This is a genomic window from Corynebacterium bovis DSM 20582 = CIP 54.80 (assembly GCF_030408615.1).
In the GTDB taxonomy this organism is placed as follows: Bacteria; Actinomycetota; Actinomycetes; order Mycobacteriales; family Mycobacteriaceae; genus Corynebacterium; species Corynebacterium bovis.
Map to the genome: position 1 here is coordinate 915,203 of NZ_CP047187.1, position 15,451 is coordinate 930,653.

The 15,451-nt window shown below is 70.7% G+C and carries 12 protein-coding genes; 8 read left to right on the plus strand and 4 right to left on the minus strand.

Going from position 1 to position 15,451, the window contains the following annotated elements; genetic code table 11:
• The first annotated feature begins 139 nt into the window (after window positions 1-139).
• Both CBOVI_RS03630 and CBOVI_RS03635 read left to right on the plus strand, forming a co-directional pair.
• Window positions 140-973 (plus strand): TIGR02391 family protein, encoded by an 834-nt coding sequence (locus CBOVI_RS03630; protein WP_043361502.1) that lies wholly within the window; start codon window positions 140-142, stop codon window positions 971-973.
• Window positions 970-2,091, plus strand: coding sequence for a hypothetical protein (locus CBOVI_RS03635; protein WP_010268706.1), 1,122 nt, complete (start codon window positions 970-972; stop codon window positions 2,089-2,091). Before CBOVI_RS03630 ends, CBOVI_RS03635 begins: the two co-directional genes overlap by 4 nt.
• Before the next feature lie 494 nt (window positions 2,092-2,585).
• Here CBOVI_RS03635 and CBOVI_RS03640 read toward each other — a convergent pair whose 3' ends face one another.
• Window positions 2,586-2,762, minus strand: coding sequence for a hypothetical protein (locus CBOVI_RS03640; RefSeq protein WP_010268708.1), 177 nt, complete (start codon window positions 2,760-2,762; stop codon window positions 2,586-2,588).
• Between the two features lie 452 nt (window positions 2,763-3,214).
• Here CBOVI_RS03640 and CBOVI_RS03645 point away from each other — a divergent pair, with 452 nt between their 5' ends.
• Both CBOVI_RS03645 and CBOVI_RS03650 read left to right on the plus strand, forming a co-directional pair.
• Window positions 3,215-5,677: a carbon starvation CstA family protein gene (locus tag CBOVI_RS03645; protein WP_125186057.1), complete on the plus strand. Its 2,463-nt coding sequence runs from the start codon at window positions 3,215-3,217 to the stop codon at window positions 5,675-5,677.
• Window positions 5,674-5,898 carry a CstA-like transporter-associated (seleno)protein gene (locus CBOVI_RS03650; RefSeq protein ID WP_125186051.1) on the plus strand — a complete coding sequence of 75 codons (225 nt, stop codon included), beginning with the start codon at window positions 5,674-5,676 and terminating at the stop codon, window positions 5,896-5,898. The genes CBOVI_RS03645 and CBOVI_RS03650 overlap by 4 nt, the downstream gene beginning before the upstream one ends.
• Window positions 5,899-5,905: 7 nt before the next feature.
• Here CBOVI_RS03650 and CBOVI_RS03655 read toward each other — a convergent pair whose 3' ends face one another.
• The gene (locus tag CBOVI_RS03655) at window positions 5,906-6,931 is read right to left on the minus strand and encodes a DUF808 domain-containing protein (protein ID WP_125186050.1); all 1,026 of its coding nucleotides are present in this window, start codon (window positions 6,929-6,931) and stop codon (window positions 5,906-5,908) included.
• Window positions 6,932-7,010: 79 nt separating this feature from the next.
• Entirely contained in the window at window positions 7,011-7,895 is an 885-nt protein-coding gene (locus CBOVI_RS03660) for a patatin-like phospholipase family protein (protein ID WP_010268729.1), read from the minus strand.
• A 315-nt stretch (window positions 7,896-8,210) separates the two neighbouring features.
• Between CBOVI_RS03660 and CBOVI_RS03665 the strand changes: the two genes are divergently transcribed.
• Together CBOVI_RS03665 and CBOVI_RS03670 are read left to right on the plus strand one after the other, a co-directional pair.
• Window positions 8,211-9,848 (plus strand): alpha/beta hydrolase, encoded by a 1,638-nt coding sequence (locus CBOVI_RS03665; protein WP_183273750.1) that lies wholly within the window; start codon window positions 8,211-8,213, stop codon window positions 9,846-9,848.
• A gap of 263 nt (window positions 9,849-10,111) precedes the next feature.
• On the plus strand, window positions 10,112-11,002 hold the full coding sequence (locus tag CBOVI_RS03670; protein WP_010274561.1) for a cutinase family protein: 891 nt from the start codon (window positions 10,112-10,114) through the stop codon (window positions 11,000-11,002).
• A 38-nt stretch (window positions 11,003-11,040) separates the two neighbouring features.
• Here CBOVI_RS03670 and CBOVI_RS03675 read toward each other — a convergent pair whose 3' ends face one another.
• Window positions 11,041-11,916, minus strand: coding sequence for a DUF4232 domain-containing protein (locus CBOVI_RS03675; protein ID WP_010274563.1), 876 nt, complete (start codon window positions 11,914-11,916; stop codon window positions 11,041-11,043).
• 233 nt (window positions 11,917-12,149) lie between these two features.
• Between CBOVI_RS03675 and CBOVI_RS03680 the strand changes: the two genes are divergently transcribed.
• Both CBOVI_RS03680 and typA read left to right on the plus strand, forming a co-directional pair.
• Complete coding sequence (locus CBOVI_RS03680; protein ID WP_029158079.1) at window positions 12,150-13,319, plus strand: acyl-CoA dehydrogenase family protein; 1,170 nt, start codon at window positions 12,150-12,152, stop codon at window positions 13,317-13,319.
• A 202-nt stretch (window positions 13,320-13,521) separates the two neighbouring features.
• Window positions 13,522-15,435 carry a translational GTPase TypA gene (typA, locus tag CBOVI_RS03685; protein WP_010274569.1) on the plus strand — a complete coding sequence of 638 codons (1,914 nt, stop codon included), beginning with the start codon at window positions 13,522-13,524 and terminating at the stop codon, window positions 15,433-15,435.
• Window positions 15,436-15,451: the final 16 nt, after the last annotated feature.

Below are 15,451 nucleotides of genomic sequence, written 5' to 3' on the forward strand. Positions count from 1 at the left end.
GAGCAGCTCCTCACGAAGGCGGAGGTGGAGATCGTCGGGTCTTGGGATTCGGAGCCCTTCGAGGTCAAGTGCAAGTCCTCGGCGAAGCGGCCGTGGTGATCGAGCATCTCATGGTTGAGTGAAAGAGAAAGGCCCGGGAATGAGTTTGTCCAAGCCAACAGATTCGAAATTTTCACCTTCAGTCCTGCGGTCGGTTGCGGGGGTGCTCGCCGATACTGATGATGGACTGACAGGGCGCGAGATCGGAGACCTGCTGAAGGACCTTGACATGCCGGATTCGGGTTCTGGCGAGACTAAGCGGGTTCGCCTCGCCAAGGCCTTCGATAACGCCCAGACGCGAGCCGGGAATGCGAAGCCAATTATGGACTTCATCTCCTCGGCGATGCAATCGGTACGGTACGTCGATGACCGCGGGCTCTTCTACAGACGCCAGGGGAAACTCAATAAGCTCCTCGCGTACGTCGGTCTGCGGGTTGACGACCAGGGCGAGGTTGTGAGTGGTGAGTTAGCCCGGAACTTGGATGAGGCGGATAAGATCGCAAACTCTATCCACGATGAACTCGACCGCCGCAAGTGTCATCCTGAGGTGCTGCGGTACTGCTCCGTGGAGGTACTGAAGGAAGCGTACTTCCATGCCTGCCTCGAAGCGACCAAGAGTATCTTCGATCGTCTGCGGAGCATGACCGGCGCGTCGGGCGACGGAGCGGCCCTTGTCGACACCGTTCTGGCGCTCGGAAAGTCCGGCCCGATGCTCGCGATCAACTCGCTGCGGACGCAGACCGAGAAGGACGAGCAGACTGGGCTCGCGAATCTCGTGAAGGGGTTGAATGGCCTCTACCGGAATCCGACGGCGCACGATCCGAGGTTGAGTCGAAAGATCAGCGACGACGAGCTGCTCGAAGTGCTGACGATGGTCTCCGTTGTCCATCGGAGACTTGACGGCGCCTCATCGTCCAACGGGGTTTTGCCGTGAACGAGGACGTCGACTACAAGGTCGAGCCCGACGACGAGCGCCCTTCCCGGGCTGAGGGGGAAGCTCAGGAGCCGGAAGGGCCGAACGATGGCGACCGCAAGGAGCGAACCGGGTTCCCTACTCCGGTGGGTTTCTCCCAGTCGTTGCAGCTGAACGTGGACGATGCCGTAGCCAGTGTCTCCGCGCCCCTTCAGGAAAAGATCCGCTCGGCAATGTTTGAGTTCAGCGCCATCGTCCGCCAGGCCCTCCTGCCGGGGAGTGAGCGGTTCCAAGAGCAAGTGAAGTCGATCATGCCCATCGTCCCCGCCTTCTCGGTGCCATCGCTAGATCTAGCCGAGCAGCAGTTTCGAGAACTCCACGACCCCGTGGACCAGGAATTGCTCAAGCGGTTTTTCGAGGAGCAGGCCCAGGTTTTTGAAAGCCTGCGAAAGTCCCTCGGCTTGCTCTTCGACCACACTCTGAGTCCTGCGCTCAAACGAGGCCTTTGGCCGCCCAACCTCAGGGATCATGGCGATGAGATCACGGAGAGCCAGATCCGCAGATTCGTTGAGCAGGAAGCTATACCGCTCTACCTCGTGCCGAGGTGGGCCACGGTATCCCGGCTGCTGGAGGCGAAGGACCGCAATGAGCGGCTGCGAGTGCTAGACGACTGCTATGAAACAATCATGGACGACTGTAAGGCGGTGCTAGAGCGAACGGACCATGCCTCGGTCAGCGACCAGCGCGACTTTGCGTTGGAGGGAATTCGCGCGATGCGCGCCGGCCATACATCTCCGGCTCAGGCTTTGTTCACGGTAACGCTCGACACGTTGATCGTCAAATTCTTTCCCGACCGGAGTGCCCGCAGGATTATCACGAACCGCAAGAGAGGAGCGGACGTCCCTAATGAGATCGGTGAGAAAGCCGTCCCTGAAGTGTTCGTCTGGCTGCCGATCTGGAACGCGCACGAGCAGTTCTGGAATGACAAGGGTGACAACGTGCCGGAATCCTACTCTCGTCATGCGAGCGTCCACGGCGTCTCCTCGCGCCAGTTCAACAGGACCAACTGTGTACAGGCGCTGATGCTCGTCACGAGCCTCATCGGCTTAGCTAACAGGAAAACATGTCAGATCAGATAGCGTTATTCAGTTTCCTGCCCTTTGCGACAGTCGACATCGTGGACCCCTTGGGTGCCGCAGTCTCATACTCGGTAGGCTGATCGCCTGCGGTGTTAGCTTCGATTTGTCTTATAGCGAAGGAATCCTTCCATTGCTCGGGCGATGCTTTAACCGGAATCTCGTAGGACTGTCGAGCGTCTGTGCGCGAGGCCAGGGCTTATCCGAAGCTGAAGGTTTCAGGCTATTCGATGGCGTGTTGCCGTCCACCCGACGTCGGCTGTTGAATATCGTAAGCGCCGTCGATACTGGTGGATTAGGGCTCATTGAACGACGGTGAATGATAGTGGCATCTAGAAATTCTTGCTGGCTATCGCACAAGGCACGCTGCCAGCCAGGCGTTCGTTCCGAAACTTGGTGGATATCACGTTCACCGGCTGTGCGCCGTCGTGGGGGCAGCGGGGCCGCCTACGCGCGCAGCCCGGAACTGGTCGGGGACGGGGCCCGGGGTCGCGCGGTCAGTCCGGGCGGCCGGGCCCCGACGTCAGCCGGTTGACCAGGCCCGTCGCGGCCGCGGTGATGACGAACATGACGAGGAACCCGATGACGGAGTCGTGCCTGAGCCCGATATAGAGCGACAGGATGAACCCGACGAGGGCGACGAGGAGGGCGTTCATCGAGACCGTCTTCTTCATGGGGGCTCCTTGTCGTGGGGCGGGGCTGACCTCGCGGGCGTCACGGGCGCGGGACCGGGGCGTCGGTGCGGCGGATCTCGCGTCTCGCGGGGCGTCGCGGGCGCGGCTGACCTCGCGTCCGGCGCGGGTGGGACCGGCAATTGCTGCCAGGTGCCACCGTAGGGGTTCTCCCCGCCGGGGGAGGGAATGTGACCAGCGTTACGGCCGGGTGCGTACGGCGCACGGTGACCCCGACCCGCCCGCTGTTCACCCCGGTGTCCACCCGTCCCTCACCCCACCGTCCACCCACCCCTCCACCCGTCCGGGCGAAGCTCCGCCGGGGCCGCGGCGGTCTGCCATGATGATGTGATCCTGACCACCCTGTGATCACCGGAGGACGCACCGTGAGCACCGCCCCTGACCCCGCCGGATCCGGCGCCGACCCCGCCGCCGCCCACGCAGGCCACGCGCCCGTGAGCACCGCCCCGGCCACCGCCGCCCCGTCACCCACCGCGACAACCCCGCGGCGCCCGGCGAACCACGTCGACCCCGAGGTCCTCGACCGCGAGCACGGCCGGTGGACCCCGGGCCGCATCGCCCTGTGGGTGGCGATCGCGCTGCTCGGCGGCCTCGGCTGGGTCATGCTCGCGCTGGTCCGCGGGGAGACGGTCAACGGCATCTGGTTCGTCTTCGCCGCGGTGTGCACGTACGTCATCGGCTACCGCTTCTACTCCCGGTACATCGAGAACCGCCTGGTCCGCCCGGACGACCGCCGCGCGACACCCGCGGAGTACAAGGCGGACGGCACGGACTACATGCCGACCGACCGCCGGGTGCTCTACGGCCACCACTTCGCGGCGATCGCCGGCGCGGGTCCGCTCGTGGGGCCGGTCCTCGCCGCGCAGATGGGCTACCTGCCGGGCACGATCTGGATCATCGTCGGCGTGATCTTCGCGGGGGCGGTGCAGGACTACCTCGTGCTGTTCTTCTCGATGCGGCGGGGCGGGCGGTCGCTCGGCCAGATGGCCCGGGAGGAGCTCGGCGTCGTCGGCGGGTACGCGGCGATCGTCGCGACCCTGGCGATCATGGTCATCATCACGGCGATCCTCGCGCTGGTCGTCGTGAACTCCCTCGCGGAGTCCCCGTGGGGTGTGTTCTCCGTCGGCATGACGATCCCCATCGCGCTGGTGATGGGCGTGTACCTGCGGTTCGTGCGCCCGGGGAAGGTCCTGGAGGTGTCGGTGCTGGGCTTCGTGCTGCTGCTCGCCGCGATCGTCGCCGGCGGGTACGTCGGTGGCACGGCGTGGGGCGTGGAGTACCTCACGCTGAGCAAGACGACGATCGCGTGGGGGATCATCGTCTACGGGTTCATCGCGGCGGTGCTGCCGGTGTGGCTGCTCCTCGCGCCGCGGGACTACCTGTCGACGTTCATGAAGGTCGGCACGATCGTGCTGCTGGCGGTGGGGATCGTCGTCGTCCGGCCGGAGATCTCCGTCCCGGCGGTCAGCGAGTTTGCCTCCCGCAGCGACGGCCCGGTGTTCTCCGGTTCCCTGTTCCCCTTCCTCTTCGTCACGATCGCCTGCGGGGCCCTGTCCGGGTTCCACGCGCTCATCGCCTCCGGGACGACGCCGAAGATGGTGGAGAAGGAGCGCCAGACCCGGCTCATCGGCTACGGCGGGATGTGCCTGGAGTCGTTCGTCGCGATCATGGCGCTCGTCGCCGCGGTGACGGTGGACCGCGGCATCTACTTCGCCATGAACGCCGGGGCGGGGGCGACGGGCGGCACGGTCGAGGGGGCGGCGGCGTTCGTGAACTCGCTCGGCCTCACGGGCGTGTCCGTCACCCCGGACCAGCTCACGGCCACGGCCGGTGCGGTGGGGGAGCACAGCGTCGTCTCCCGGACCGGTGGGGCACCCACCCTGGCGGTGGGCATGGCGGGGATCATGCACAACCTCATGCCGGGTCTGAACCTCATGAGTTTCTGGTACCACTTCGCGATCATGTTCGAGGCCCTGTTCATCCTCACGGCCGTGGACGCCGGCACGCGCGTGGCCCGGTTCATGCTCCAGGATGCGCTGGGCAATGCGGTGCCCCGGTTCCGGGACTCCTCGTGGCGGGTCGGGGTGTGGCTGACGACGCTGGTCATGGTCGCCGCGTGGGGGTCGATCCTGCTGCTCGGCGTGACGGACCCGCTCGGCGGCATCAACACGTTCTACCCGCTGTTCGGTATCGCGAACCAGCTGCTCGCGGCGGTCGCGCTGGCGGTGTGCCTGACCGTCGCGGCGACGCGGTCGCGGGCCCGGTACCTGTGGATCATCATCGTGCCGCTGGCGTTCGACGTCGTCGTGACGACCGTCGGGTCGTGGCAGAAGATCTTCTCGTCGACCCCGGCGATCGGCTACTGGGCGAACCACGTGCGGGCCCGGGACGCCCTCGCGTCCGGGGCGACGACCTTCGGCACGGCGAAGACCCCGGACGAGATCGCCGCGGTGGCGCGGAACACGCTGGTCCAGACGTCGCTGTCGGTGCTGTTCGTGGTGCTCACGCTGACCGTCGTGGCGGTGGCGGTGGTGCGCACGGTGCGGACGGTTCTGGCCCGGCGCGCGGCGGAGGTCGCGGCGGGGGCCGGGGTCTCCGGGGAGGTCCCGGTGGGTGGGGCCTCCGGCGTCGGGGGGTCGACGCCGCCCTCCGGCGGCGCGGGCGGGTCCGCACCGGTGCCCGTGGCCGTGGGGCACGAGGACCCGTACGTCGAGTCCCGGCTGTACGCGCCGGCGGGGCTCATCCCGACGCCGTCGGAGCGTGCCCTCGAACGGGAGTGGGCCGCGTACCTCGCGGCGGTGGGTGTGCCGGCGGGGACGGCTGCGGGTGCGGGTGCGGCGGCAGGGGAGTCGGCGGGCGCGTCGGCGGGCGCGGCTGCCGGGGAGGGGCGGCGGTGACGCCCCGGACGGCGCGCACCGTGCGCACGGCGGGCGCGGCGCGCGCGGCGGTCACCGCCGTGGCGGACTACGCCCGCGGCGTGCTCGGGGCGGACCGGTACCGGCGGTACCTCGACCACCACGCCCGGCAGGGGTGCGGTCACCCGCCGCTGTCGGAGAAGGAGTACTGGCGGTCCTACTACGCCCACCAGGAGGACAACCCGGGCGCCCGGTGCTGCTGAGCGGGCGTCAGCGTCGCCGCACCCGCCGGACGAGCATGACGACCGCGGTGACGACCGACCCGACGGCGAAGCCCACGACCGCCGAACACCCGGTCTCGACGAGCCACACGACAGCCCCGCCCGCCCCCTCGACGGCCTCCTCGAGGTGGTGCACCAGCGCGAACGGCGCATGCCAGCCCAGTTCATCCGACCCGACGAGCAGGATGTGCCCGCCGACCCACAGCATCGCCACGGTGCCGACGACCGACAGGACGGACATGACCTTCGGCATCGCCGCGACGAGCGCGCGGCCGACCCGGCGGGCCGCGCCCTCGTGCCCCCGGGCGATGTGCAGGCCGAGGTCGTCCATCTTCACCAGGCCGGCGACCGCGCCGTAGACGAGCGCGGTGATGAGCAGCCCCACGACGATGAGCACGACGGCCTTCTCGAGCACCGGCTCGGCGGCGACCTCGTTGAGCGAGATGACCATGATCTCCGCGCTGAGGATGAGGTCCGTGCGCACCGCCGCGCGGACGAGGCGGTCCTCCTCCGCCCGGGCGGGGTCGGCGGGGGAGGCGCCCCCGGCGCCCGCGGTCGCGGGGGCGTCCGGCCGCGGGAGGGCGGCGTCGTCCCCCTCACCCCGACCCCCACCGGCGCCGGGCCCCTCACCGGTGCCGTGACCGTCGCCGTGGCCGTGCCCGGTGAGGAACTCCCAGATCTTCTCCGCCCCCTCGAAGGCGAGGTAGAACCCGCCGAGCATGAGGATCGGCGTGAGCGCCCACGGGGCGAGCCAGCTGAGCAGCAGCGCCACCGGCAGGATGATGAGCAGCTTGTTCACCAGGGACCCCTTGGCGATCCGCCAGATGAGCGGCAGTTCGCGCGCCGGGGCGAGGCCCTGGACGAAGCGGGGCGTCACGGCGGTGTCGTCGACGACGACGGCCGCGGCCTTCGTGCTCGTGCGGCCGGCGGCCGACGCGATGTCGTCCGTCGCGGCGGCGGCCTTGCGGGCGATGAGGGCGACGTCGTCGAGCAGTGCGGCGAGTCCTCCGGCCATGGGTCACCTCGGCGGGTCGGGGGAGGGGGACAGGACACCTGACACTACCGGAATCCCGGGCCCGGGACCCGCGCGCCGCTCAGGCCCGGAGGAACCGCTCCCAGGCCTCCCACTCCCGGTCCGTCTGCTCCTCCCCGTCGGCGTAGGACGCCCGCAGCCGGTCGAGCCGCCGGTCGGTGTTGCTCACCGGCATGTGGTCGGGGAAGAACAGCTGCGCCCGGCCCTGCCGCTCAAGCTCGAGCAGCCGCTCCTTCGACGCGTTGTACCGCTCGTGCCGGGTCACCGCCGCCTCCGCGACCTTCGGGTACCGGCTGAGGATGCGGCGCGCCGTGCCCGGGTAGCGGATCGGGGGCTTGCGGTACTCCCGCGGGCGGGTCGAGAGCACGAGGAAGCGTTCGAAGCCGTCGGCCTCGGCGACGTCGACGGGGATGCCCCCCGACGTGCCGAGGGCCCCGTCGACGTACGGCTCGCCGTCGACCGTCGGCGTGGGCATGATGATCGGGAGGGTCGACGACGCCCGCACCCGCCGCGTGAGCGCCGCGGGACCGTCGACGTCCTCGCGGCCCCACGCCGTGGTCTCCCCGGTGGCGGCGTTGAACGCGATGATGCGGTAGGCCGTCGGGTCCGCGGCGATGGCGTCGAAGTCCAGGGGCAGCTCCTCGCCCGGGAGACTCGACGTCTCGTAGATGTACTCCGAGTTGAAGTAGCCGTTGCCCCGGATGAAACTGCTGATCCCGCCGGCCGCCTGCGACGTGGCGAACTCCTGGAAACTCACGCGCGCCCGCTCGGCGTCGTGGGACAGGAAGTTCACCGCGTGACTCGACCCGGCGGACACGCCCCCGACCCAGCCGAAGCGGACCTTCTCCGTGATGAGGCGGACGACGCACGCCGCCGTGTAGCTGTTGCGCATGCCGCCCCCCTCGAGAATGAGGGCGACATCCGGGGCGTCGATGCGTGGGTCCATGAGGGCCAGGGTAGCGCCGGACCACCCCACTGTGACGGCCGTGACGGTGCCGGACCGGGTCCGCGGACGTCCCGGTGGGACGGCGGGAACGGGGCTGACGTGGGGCGGGGCCGGGGAAGGGGTAGCGGCCGGGTGGTTTCTTTCAGTGAATAACGGACCGGGCGGGCGGGGGCCTGTTAGCGTCAGAGCTGTTCTCGTGGCCCCGCCACGGCTCCGGCAGGGGACCCGGCCGTCCAGGCGCATCCCCGGAGTGTGACGACCGCCGGGCTGGTCGGGGGACGACCATGCACGGCCGACCTGACGGAACGGGTGGAGATGAGCGAGGAGACTGTGAACACAGCGAACACGGCGAACACGGCCGGTGCGACCGGCGCTGCCGGCACGGACGCGGGTGTGACCGGCGCGGACGCGGGTGCGGCGGCGACCGCCGGCGCGCCGGGTGCCGGGGCCGCGGCCGGCGACACCGGAGCCGCCGACACCGGAGCCGGCGGCACGGCCGCCCCGGCCCGGCGGCGACGCCGGCGCGACCACCCCGTCGCCCGGGTCATCCGGACGGTCGTGGGGATCATCGCCCTGATCCTGTCCGCCCTGCTCATGTGGCTCGGGCTGTCACCGTTCATCGCCTCGTTCCCCTACCTGGGCATCGGGTCGCTCATCACCCCGCAGAACGTCGGGCCGCTGCTCATCGTCGGGGCCGTCGTGCTCGTCGTGTCCGTCGGGCTCGTCGTGCTCGGCAGCCGGCGGCTCAGCCTGCTCGCCGCGGCGTTCAGCGTCATCGCGGTCGGGGCGTTCGGCGGCATCCTCGACCAGCAGCTGGACAGCGCCCGGAAGGCGGGGGCGGACGTCGACACCTCGGCCGCGTTCATCCCCGGCGGCCTGAAGGAGGGGGCCTCGCCCGACGAGACGGTGCAGTACGCCTCCGACGACGACGGCCTGCTCGACATGGACATCTACCGCCCGTCCACCGGCGGCGGATCCGCCCCGGTGCTCATGTACGTCCACGGCGGCGGGTGGGACACGATGGACCGCACGTCGCAGGCGCGGAACCTGCGCTGGCTCGCCGACCAGGGGTTCCTCGTGGTCTCCCCGGACTACACGCTGGCGACGGACGACCGGGCGACGTGGGACACCGCCGGCGACCAGGTCGCGTGCGCGATGGCCTGGGTCACCGCCAACGCCCGCGACCGGGGCGGGGACCCGGAGAACTTCTTCACCTACGGCGAGTCCGCCGGCGGCGCCCTCGTCATGACCGCGTCCTACGACGCCGCGGCCGGCAAGCTCCACCCGCGCTGCGGCGGGGCCCCGGCCGTGCCCCGCGCGGTGTACGCCGACTCCCCGGCGGTCGACCCGCGCGTCATCGCTGAATCGAACGACCCGGTCACCGGCGACGGGGCCCGCCGCACGGTCGAGAAGTACCTCGGGGGGAGTCCCGACGAGCACCCCGACCGGGCGGACGCCGTGACCGTCGCCAACCACGTCACCGACTTCTCCCAGCCGACGTACCTGTCCTACGGCGGGGACGACCGCCTCGTGCCGACGCGCAGCTACGACGCCTACCGGCGACGCATGGAGCTGGCGAACCGCCGCGTCATCGAGATCGTCCGGCCCCACGCCGACCACGCCTCCGCGCTGACGTACCACGGGGTGTGGAACCAGACGCTCCTCCAGACGATGCGCACCTTCTTCGCCGGCGAGGGAGCCTTCGGCTTCCCGGGCGGGCGGCCCCCGGTGGGCGGCAGCGTGCCCGTCCCCGACCCCGCGCGGGACACGCGCGGCCCGGTCGGCGGGGTCCAGCCGGAGAACCCCAAGACACTGCCCGGGCCGCTCGGCGGCACCCCGCCGGAGAACCCGAAGACGCTGCCGGGGCCGCTCGGCGGCACCCCGCCGGAGAACCCCCGGACGGTGCCCGGCCCGCTCGGCGGCAACGTGCCGGCGTCGACCGTCACGTCCTGAGCCGTCGGCTCCTGAGCCGTCGCGCGGCGCGCCGCCGCGGCCGCCGGGGCGGGGCCGCGGACAGGATGCGGCGCGGCCGACGGCAGGGGGCGGGGAGGGGGTGAGGCGTGCCTCACCCCGGCGTCGCGCCGGGACGTGGATGCTGTGTTAGGATCCGGGCGTCACTGCCCCGGTTCCGGCCTGCGACCTGCACGGTCCTCGTCGACGACGGGCATCCCGCACCACCCGTGCCGGTGGTGCCCGGCCCCACAGGAGAACCCAGAGTGAAGCGCACGCTCGTCGCCGCGATCGGGGCGGCCGCCGCCCTCGCCGCCACCGTCCTCGCCCCCGTCGCCTCCGCGGCCCCCGGCGTCGCCGTCGGGTCCGTCGGCTCACCCGCCACCGGTGGCGCACAGTGCGCGCCGAACTTCGTGTACGTCGTCCCCGGCGGGGCGAACACCGAGGTCGGGGTCCCCGAGGCTCTGCCGTTCGGGGCGTACACCGCCGGCATCGGCGTCGGCGTCCGCAACGCCGCACCCGGCCGGGTCATCGACCGGTACGTCGCCTACCAGTCCGTCCCCGGCGGCTTCTCCCCGTACACCGAGACCCGGGACGCGGGCCTCGAGGTGCTCACGACCATGGTCGCGCGGGACGCCGCCGCGTGCCCGGGTGCGCGCATCAGCGTCGTCGGCTACTCCGAGGGCGCGGACATCGCCGCCCACTTCCTCAACTCCGTCGGTCACGGCAACGGGCCGGTCGACGAGGACCGCGTGACCTCCGCGTTCCTCCTCGCGAACCCGAACCGGGGCGTGCCCGGGGTGCCGCAGGGCGGCTCGGCCGGGGCCACGACCGGCGCGTTCGGCGCGATGCCCGGCGGCTACGGCACGCTCAACGACCGGGTGCTCGAGTTCTGCAACGCCGGTGACGTCGTCTGCGACTCCACGATGCCGCTGACGATGACCGCGCAGGACCTCGCGTCCGCCGCGCTGCTGCGGGGGAACATCCCGGTGGGCAAGATCATCGACACGATCCGCGCGCTGCGCCCGGCGGAGCTCACGCAGTTCCTCGCGGAGCTGGGCCCGGCGCTGACGACCGGCGTCATCCGGCACACGGACTACTACTCGTCCAACGCGACCGCCGCCGCCGTCGACCACGTCGTCTCGCACCTGGCGTAGCCGGTCCGGCCGCGCCGGCGGGCCTCGCCGGCGGGCGGTCAGTGCACGGGCATGACCGGCTGGACGGACAGCAGCTCGGTCGCGCTGTCCGCGCAGGCGACGAGCCCCGGCATGTCGACGTACGCCGCCGTCGTCTCGTCCGGCGGGTACACCCGCAGCCCGTCGGCGGGGGTCGGCCGGCACTCGTCCGCCGGCCGCGTCCCGGCCCGACCGGCGCGGACGGAGGCCGTCGCCGATGCACCCGAGGCCAGGGTGACCACCGGCAGGGACCCGGACACCGCCTCCCGTGACGCCCCGGCCCCGAGCTGGGTGCCGTTGGAGTTGCCCACGAAACTCACGCCCGGGTAGCCGCGGAGACTGCACGAGGACCGGCCGTTGTTCGTGAACATCAGCGAGAACTCCTCGCTGCCCGCCGCGCCCTCCGGGCGGGTCGCCGTGACCGAGAGGTCCCGGGTGCGGCACTGGTCCTTCAGCGGGGGGAGGGCCTCGGCGGTGCGGGTGCCCTTGTCGTCGGACGGGTGCGCGGCCCCGTGCGCGGCGGAGCCGCCGGCCCCGTCCCGGCCGGCCGACGGTGCCGTCGACGTCGACGTCGACCTCGACGCGCCACCGGTCGCGGTCGCGGAGGAGGCGCCGGTGAGCCCGGCCCCGGGGGAGGGGGACTCCGGCGCGGGGGTGTCGCCGGGGGAGCAGGCCGCGAGGGTCACGGCCGTGGCCGCGGTGACGAGGCCCAGCGCGACGCCCGTGCGGGTGCGGCGCGCACGGGGGACGACGCCGGGGCGTCCGTCGGTTCCGGTGACGCTGCAGGTCGCGGTGTGTGTGCCGGTGTGGGTGCCGGTGACGTCGCGGGTCCGGGGGAGGTCGACGCCGCGGTCGGGGCGGGGCCGGGGCGGGGTGCTGCCGGTCGGTGTGGACATGGGTCAACGGTAACGGCTCGCTGCCCGTCCGGGAAGGCAGGTGGTGAGGGGGCCGCTGCACCCCACGGTCCGCCGCCCCCGGCGGGGTGTGGCGTCCCCTCCCTGCCACCCCCGGTACGATGGATTCATGATCTGTCCGGCCCCGGTCTCCCTCCGCGGCCGGGGGATTCACACCGACGATCCCGCAATGACCCCGCGCTCACGCGCCGACGTGCACCAGGAGTGACCCACCCATGGCATTGAACCCCGATTTCGACCTCTTCCAGCTCCCGGAGGAGTACCAGGCCCTGCGGGAGTCCATCCGCGCCCTCGCCGAGCAGGACATCGCGCCGCACGCCAAGGACGTCGACGCGAACTCCCGCTTCCCCGAGGAGGCCCTCGAGTCGCTCAACGCCAACGGCTTCAACGCGATCCACGTGCCGGAGGAGTACGGCGGGCAGGGCGGTGACTCCGTGGCCGCGGCCATCGTCATCGAGGAGGTCGCCCGGGTGTGCGGCTCGTCGTCCCTCATCCCGGCCGTGAACAAGCTCGGCACGATGGGCCTCATCCTCTCCGGCTCCGAGGAGCTCAAGCAGAAGGTCCTCCCGGACATCGCGGGCGGCAAGATGGCCTCCTACGCCCTCACCGAGCGGGAGGCCGGCTCCGACGCCGGCGGGATGAAGACCCGGGCCCGGCAGGACGGGGACGACTGGATCATCGACGGGTCGAAGTGCTTCATCACCAACGGCGGGAAGTCCACCTGGTACACCGTCATGGCCGTGACCGACCCGGAGGCCGGCTCCCACGGCATCTCCGCGTTCATGGTCCACAAGGACGACGAGGGCTTCCGCGTCGGTGGCCTCGAGCACAAGCTCGGCATCAAGGGCTCGCCGACGGCGGAGCTGTACTTCGAGAACTGCCGCGTGCCCGGCGACCGGATGGTCGGCGAGCCCGGCACCGGCTTCAAGACCGCCCTCGCGACCCTCGACCACACCCGCCCGACCATCGGCGCGCAGGCCCTCGGCCTCGCCCAGGGTGCGTTCGACGCCGCCGTCGCCTACGTCAAGGAACGCGAGCAGTTCGGCCGGAAGATCGCCGACTTCCAGAACACCCAGTTCATGCTCGCCGACATGAAGATGAAGATCGACGCCGCGCGCCTCATGGTCTACACCGCCGCCGCGAACGCGGAGCGCGGTCACGCCGAGGGCGGGGAGCGGCTGGGTCTGCTCGCCGCCGGGTCGAAGACCTTCGCCTCCGACACGGCCATGTCGGTCACGACGGATGCCGTCCAGCTGTTCGGCGGCTACGGCTTCACCCAGGACTTCCCGGTCGAGCGCATGATGCGTGACGCGAAAATTACCCAGATCTACGAGGGGACGAACCAGATCTGCCGGATGGTCATGGGACGGCAGATCCTGGCGTAGGCGCCCACCCCCGGTCACCGCGGCGGTGGCCGTCGTCCCTCCTCCGATGAGCGGATGTGCCGCCGGGACGGGTAGCCTGGGACCGTTGACCGTCGTGGCCGTGGTGCTGCGGGCGGCGTCGGCGGCCGCGCAGTGCGGTCGGCCTCGTCGCCGGGTCCCCGTTTCGACCGTGTTGCCCATTGTGTAAGGAAGAACTGGATCTGTGTCCCTGACTGAATTCCGTAACGTCGCCATCGTCGCCCACGTCGACCACGGCAAGACCACCCTCGTCGACGCGATGCTCCACCAGTCCGGTGCGTTCGCGGCCCACGGCGAGGTCGAAGAGCGAGTGATGGACTCCGGTGACCTGGAGAAGGAGAAGGGCATCACGATCCTCGCCAAGAACACCGCCATCCGGCGGGCCGGGAAGGGCAAGGACGGCGGCGACCTCGTCATCAACGTCATCGACACCCCCGGCCACGCCGACTTCGGCGGCGAGGTCGAGCGCGCCCTGTCCATGGTCGACGGCGTCGTCCTGCTCGTCGACGCCTCCGAGGGTCCGCTGCCGCAGACCCGGTTCGTGCTCGGCAAGGCGCTCGCCGCGAAGATGCCGGTCATCATCTGCGTGAACAAGACCGACCGTCCCGACGCCCGCATCGACGAGGTCGTCGAGGAGTCCCAGGACCTCCTCCTCGAGCTCGCCTCGACCCTCGAGGACCCGTCGGCCGCCGAGGCCGCGGAGTCCCTCCTCGACCTGCCGGTGCTCTACACCTCCGGCCGCGAGGGCAAGGCGTCGACCGAGAACCCGGGCAACGGCCACGCCCCCGACGCCGAGGACCTCCAGGCCCTCTTCGACGTCCTCTACGACGTCCTCCCGGAGCCGTCCGCGGACCTCGACGCGCCGCTCCAGGCGCACGTGACGAACCTCGACTCGAGCTCGTTCCTCGGCCGTATCGGCCTCGTGCGCATCTTCCGCGGCGCCCTCCGCAAGGGCCAGCAGGTGAGCTGGATCCACTACGACGAGGACGGCGTCCAGCACACGACGAACGCGAAGATCGGTGAGCTGCTGCGCACCGTCGGCGTGAGCCGCGTGCCGGCCGACGAGGTCATCGCCGGCGACATCGCCGCGGTCTCCGGCATCGAGAACATCATGATCGGCGACACCCTCGCCGACCCGGAGCACCCCGAGGCCCTGCCGCGGATCACCGTCGACGAGCCGGCGATCTCCATGACCGTCGGTGTGAACACCAGCCCGCTCGCCGGGCGCGGGGGCGGCGACAAGCTCACCGCGCGCGTCGTCAAGGCCCGTCTCGACCAGGAGCTCATCGGCAACGTCTCGCTCCGGGTCCTGCCCACCGAGCGCCCCGACGCCTGGGAGGTCCAGGGCCGTGGCGAGATGGCGCTGTCCGTGCTCGTCGAGACGATGCGCCGCGAGGGCTTCGAGCTCACCGTCGGTAAGCCCCAGGTCGTCACGCGGACCATCGACGGCACCCTCCACGAGCCGTTCGAGCACATGGTCATCGACGTGCCGGAGGAGCACCTCGGTGCGGTGACCCAGCTCATGGCCGCCCGCAAGGGCCGGATGGACAGCATGGACAACACGGGCACCGGCTGGATCCGCATGAACTTCACCGTGCCCGCCCGTGGCCTCATCGGGTTCCGCACGGTCTTCATGACCGAGACCCGTGGCACGGGTATCGCCAACCACTACTCGGCGGGCTACGAGCCGTGGGCCGGGGAGATCAAGGACCGGGCGTCGGGTTCGCTCGTCGCCGACCGCACGGGTCAGATCACGGCCTACGCGCTCCAGCAGCTCTCGGACCGGGGCAGCTTCTTCGTGGAGCCGGGCGCCCAGGCGTACGAGGGCATGGTCGTCGGCGCGAACAACCGGGAGGAGGACATGGACGTCAACATCACCAAGGAGAAGAAGCTGACGAACATGCGCTCCGCCACGGCCGACGCGACGGTCACGCTGGCGAAGGCGAAGAAGCTCACCCTCGAGGAGGCGATGGAGTTCTGCGGCGGCGACGAGTGCGTCGAGGTCACTCCCGAGATCGTCCGGGTGCGCAAGGTACTGTTGAACGCCAGCGAGCGCGCGCGTGCCCGCTCCCGGGACAAGGCGCGCAACAAGAACTGACCCGGTCACCGCAGGA

What these genes read in the sequence shown, in the direction of transcription:
- CBOVI_RS03655 (WP_125186050.1), bottom strand. Translation starts at nt 6,931, where the DNA reads ATGGCCGGAGGACTCGCCGCACTGCTCGACGACGTCGCCCTCATCGCC.
- CBOVI_RS03660 (WP_010268729.1), bottom strand. Translation starts at nt 7,895, where the DNA reads ATGGACCCACGCATCGACGCCCCGGATGTCGCCCTCATTCTCGAGGGG.
- CBOVI_RS03675 (WP_010274563.1), bottom strand. Translation starts at nt 11,916, where the DNA reads ATGTCCACACCGACCGGCAGCACCCCGCCCCGGCCCCGCCCCGACCGC.
- CBOVI_RS03680 (WP_029158079.1), top strand. Translation starts at nt 12,150, where the DNA reads ATGGCATTGAACCCCGATTTCGACCTCTTCCAGCTCCCGGAGGAGTAC.
- CBOVI_RS03665 (WP_183273750.1), top strand. Translation starts at nt 8,211, where the DNA reads ATGAGCGAGGAGACTGTGAACACAGCGAACACGGCGAACACGGCCGGT.
- CBOVI_RS03630 (WP_043361502.1), top strand. Translation starts at nt 140, where the DNA reads ATGAGTTTGTCCAAGCCAACAGATTCGAAATTTTCACCTTCAGTCCTG.
- CBOVI_RS03640 (WP_010268708.1), bottom strand. Translation starts at nt 2,762, where the DNA reads ATGAAGAAGACGGTCTCGATGAACGCCCTCCTCGTCGCCCTCGTCGGG.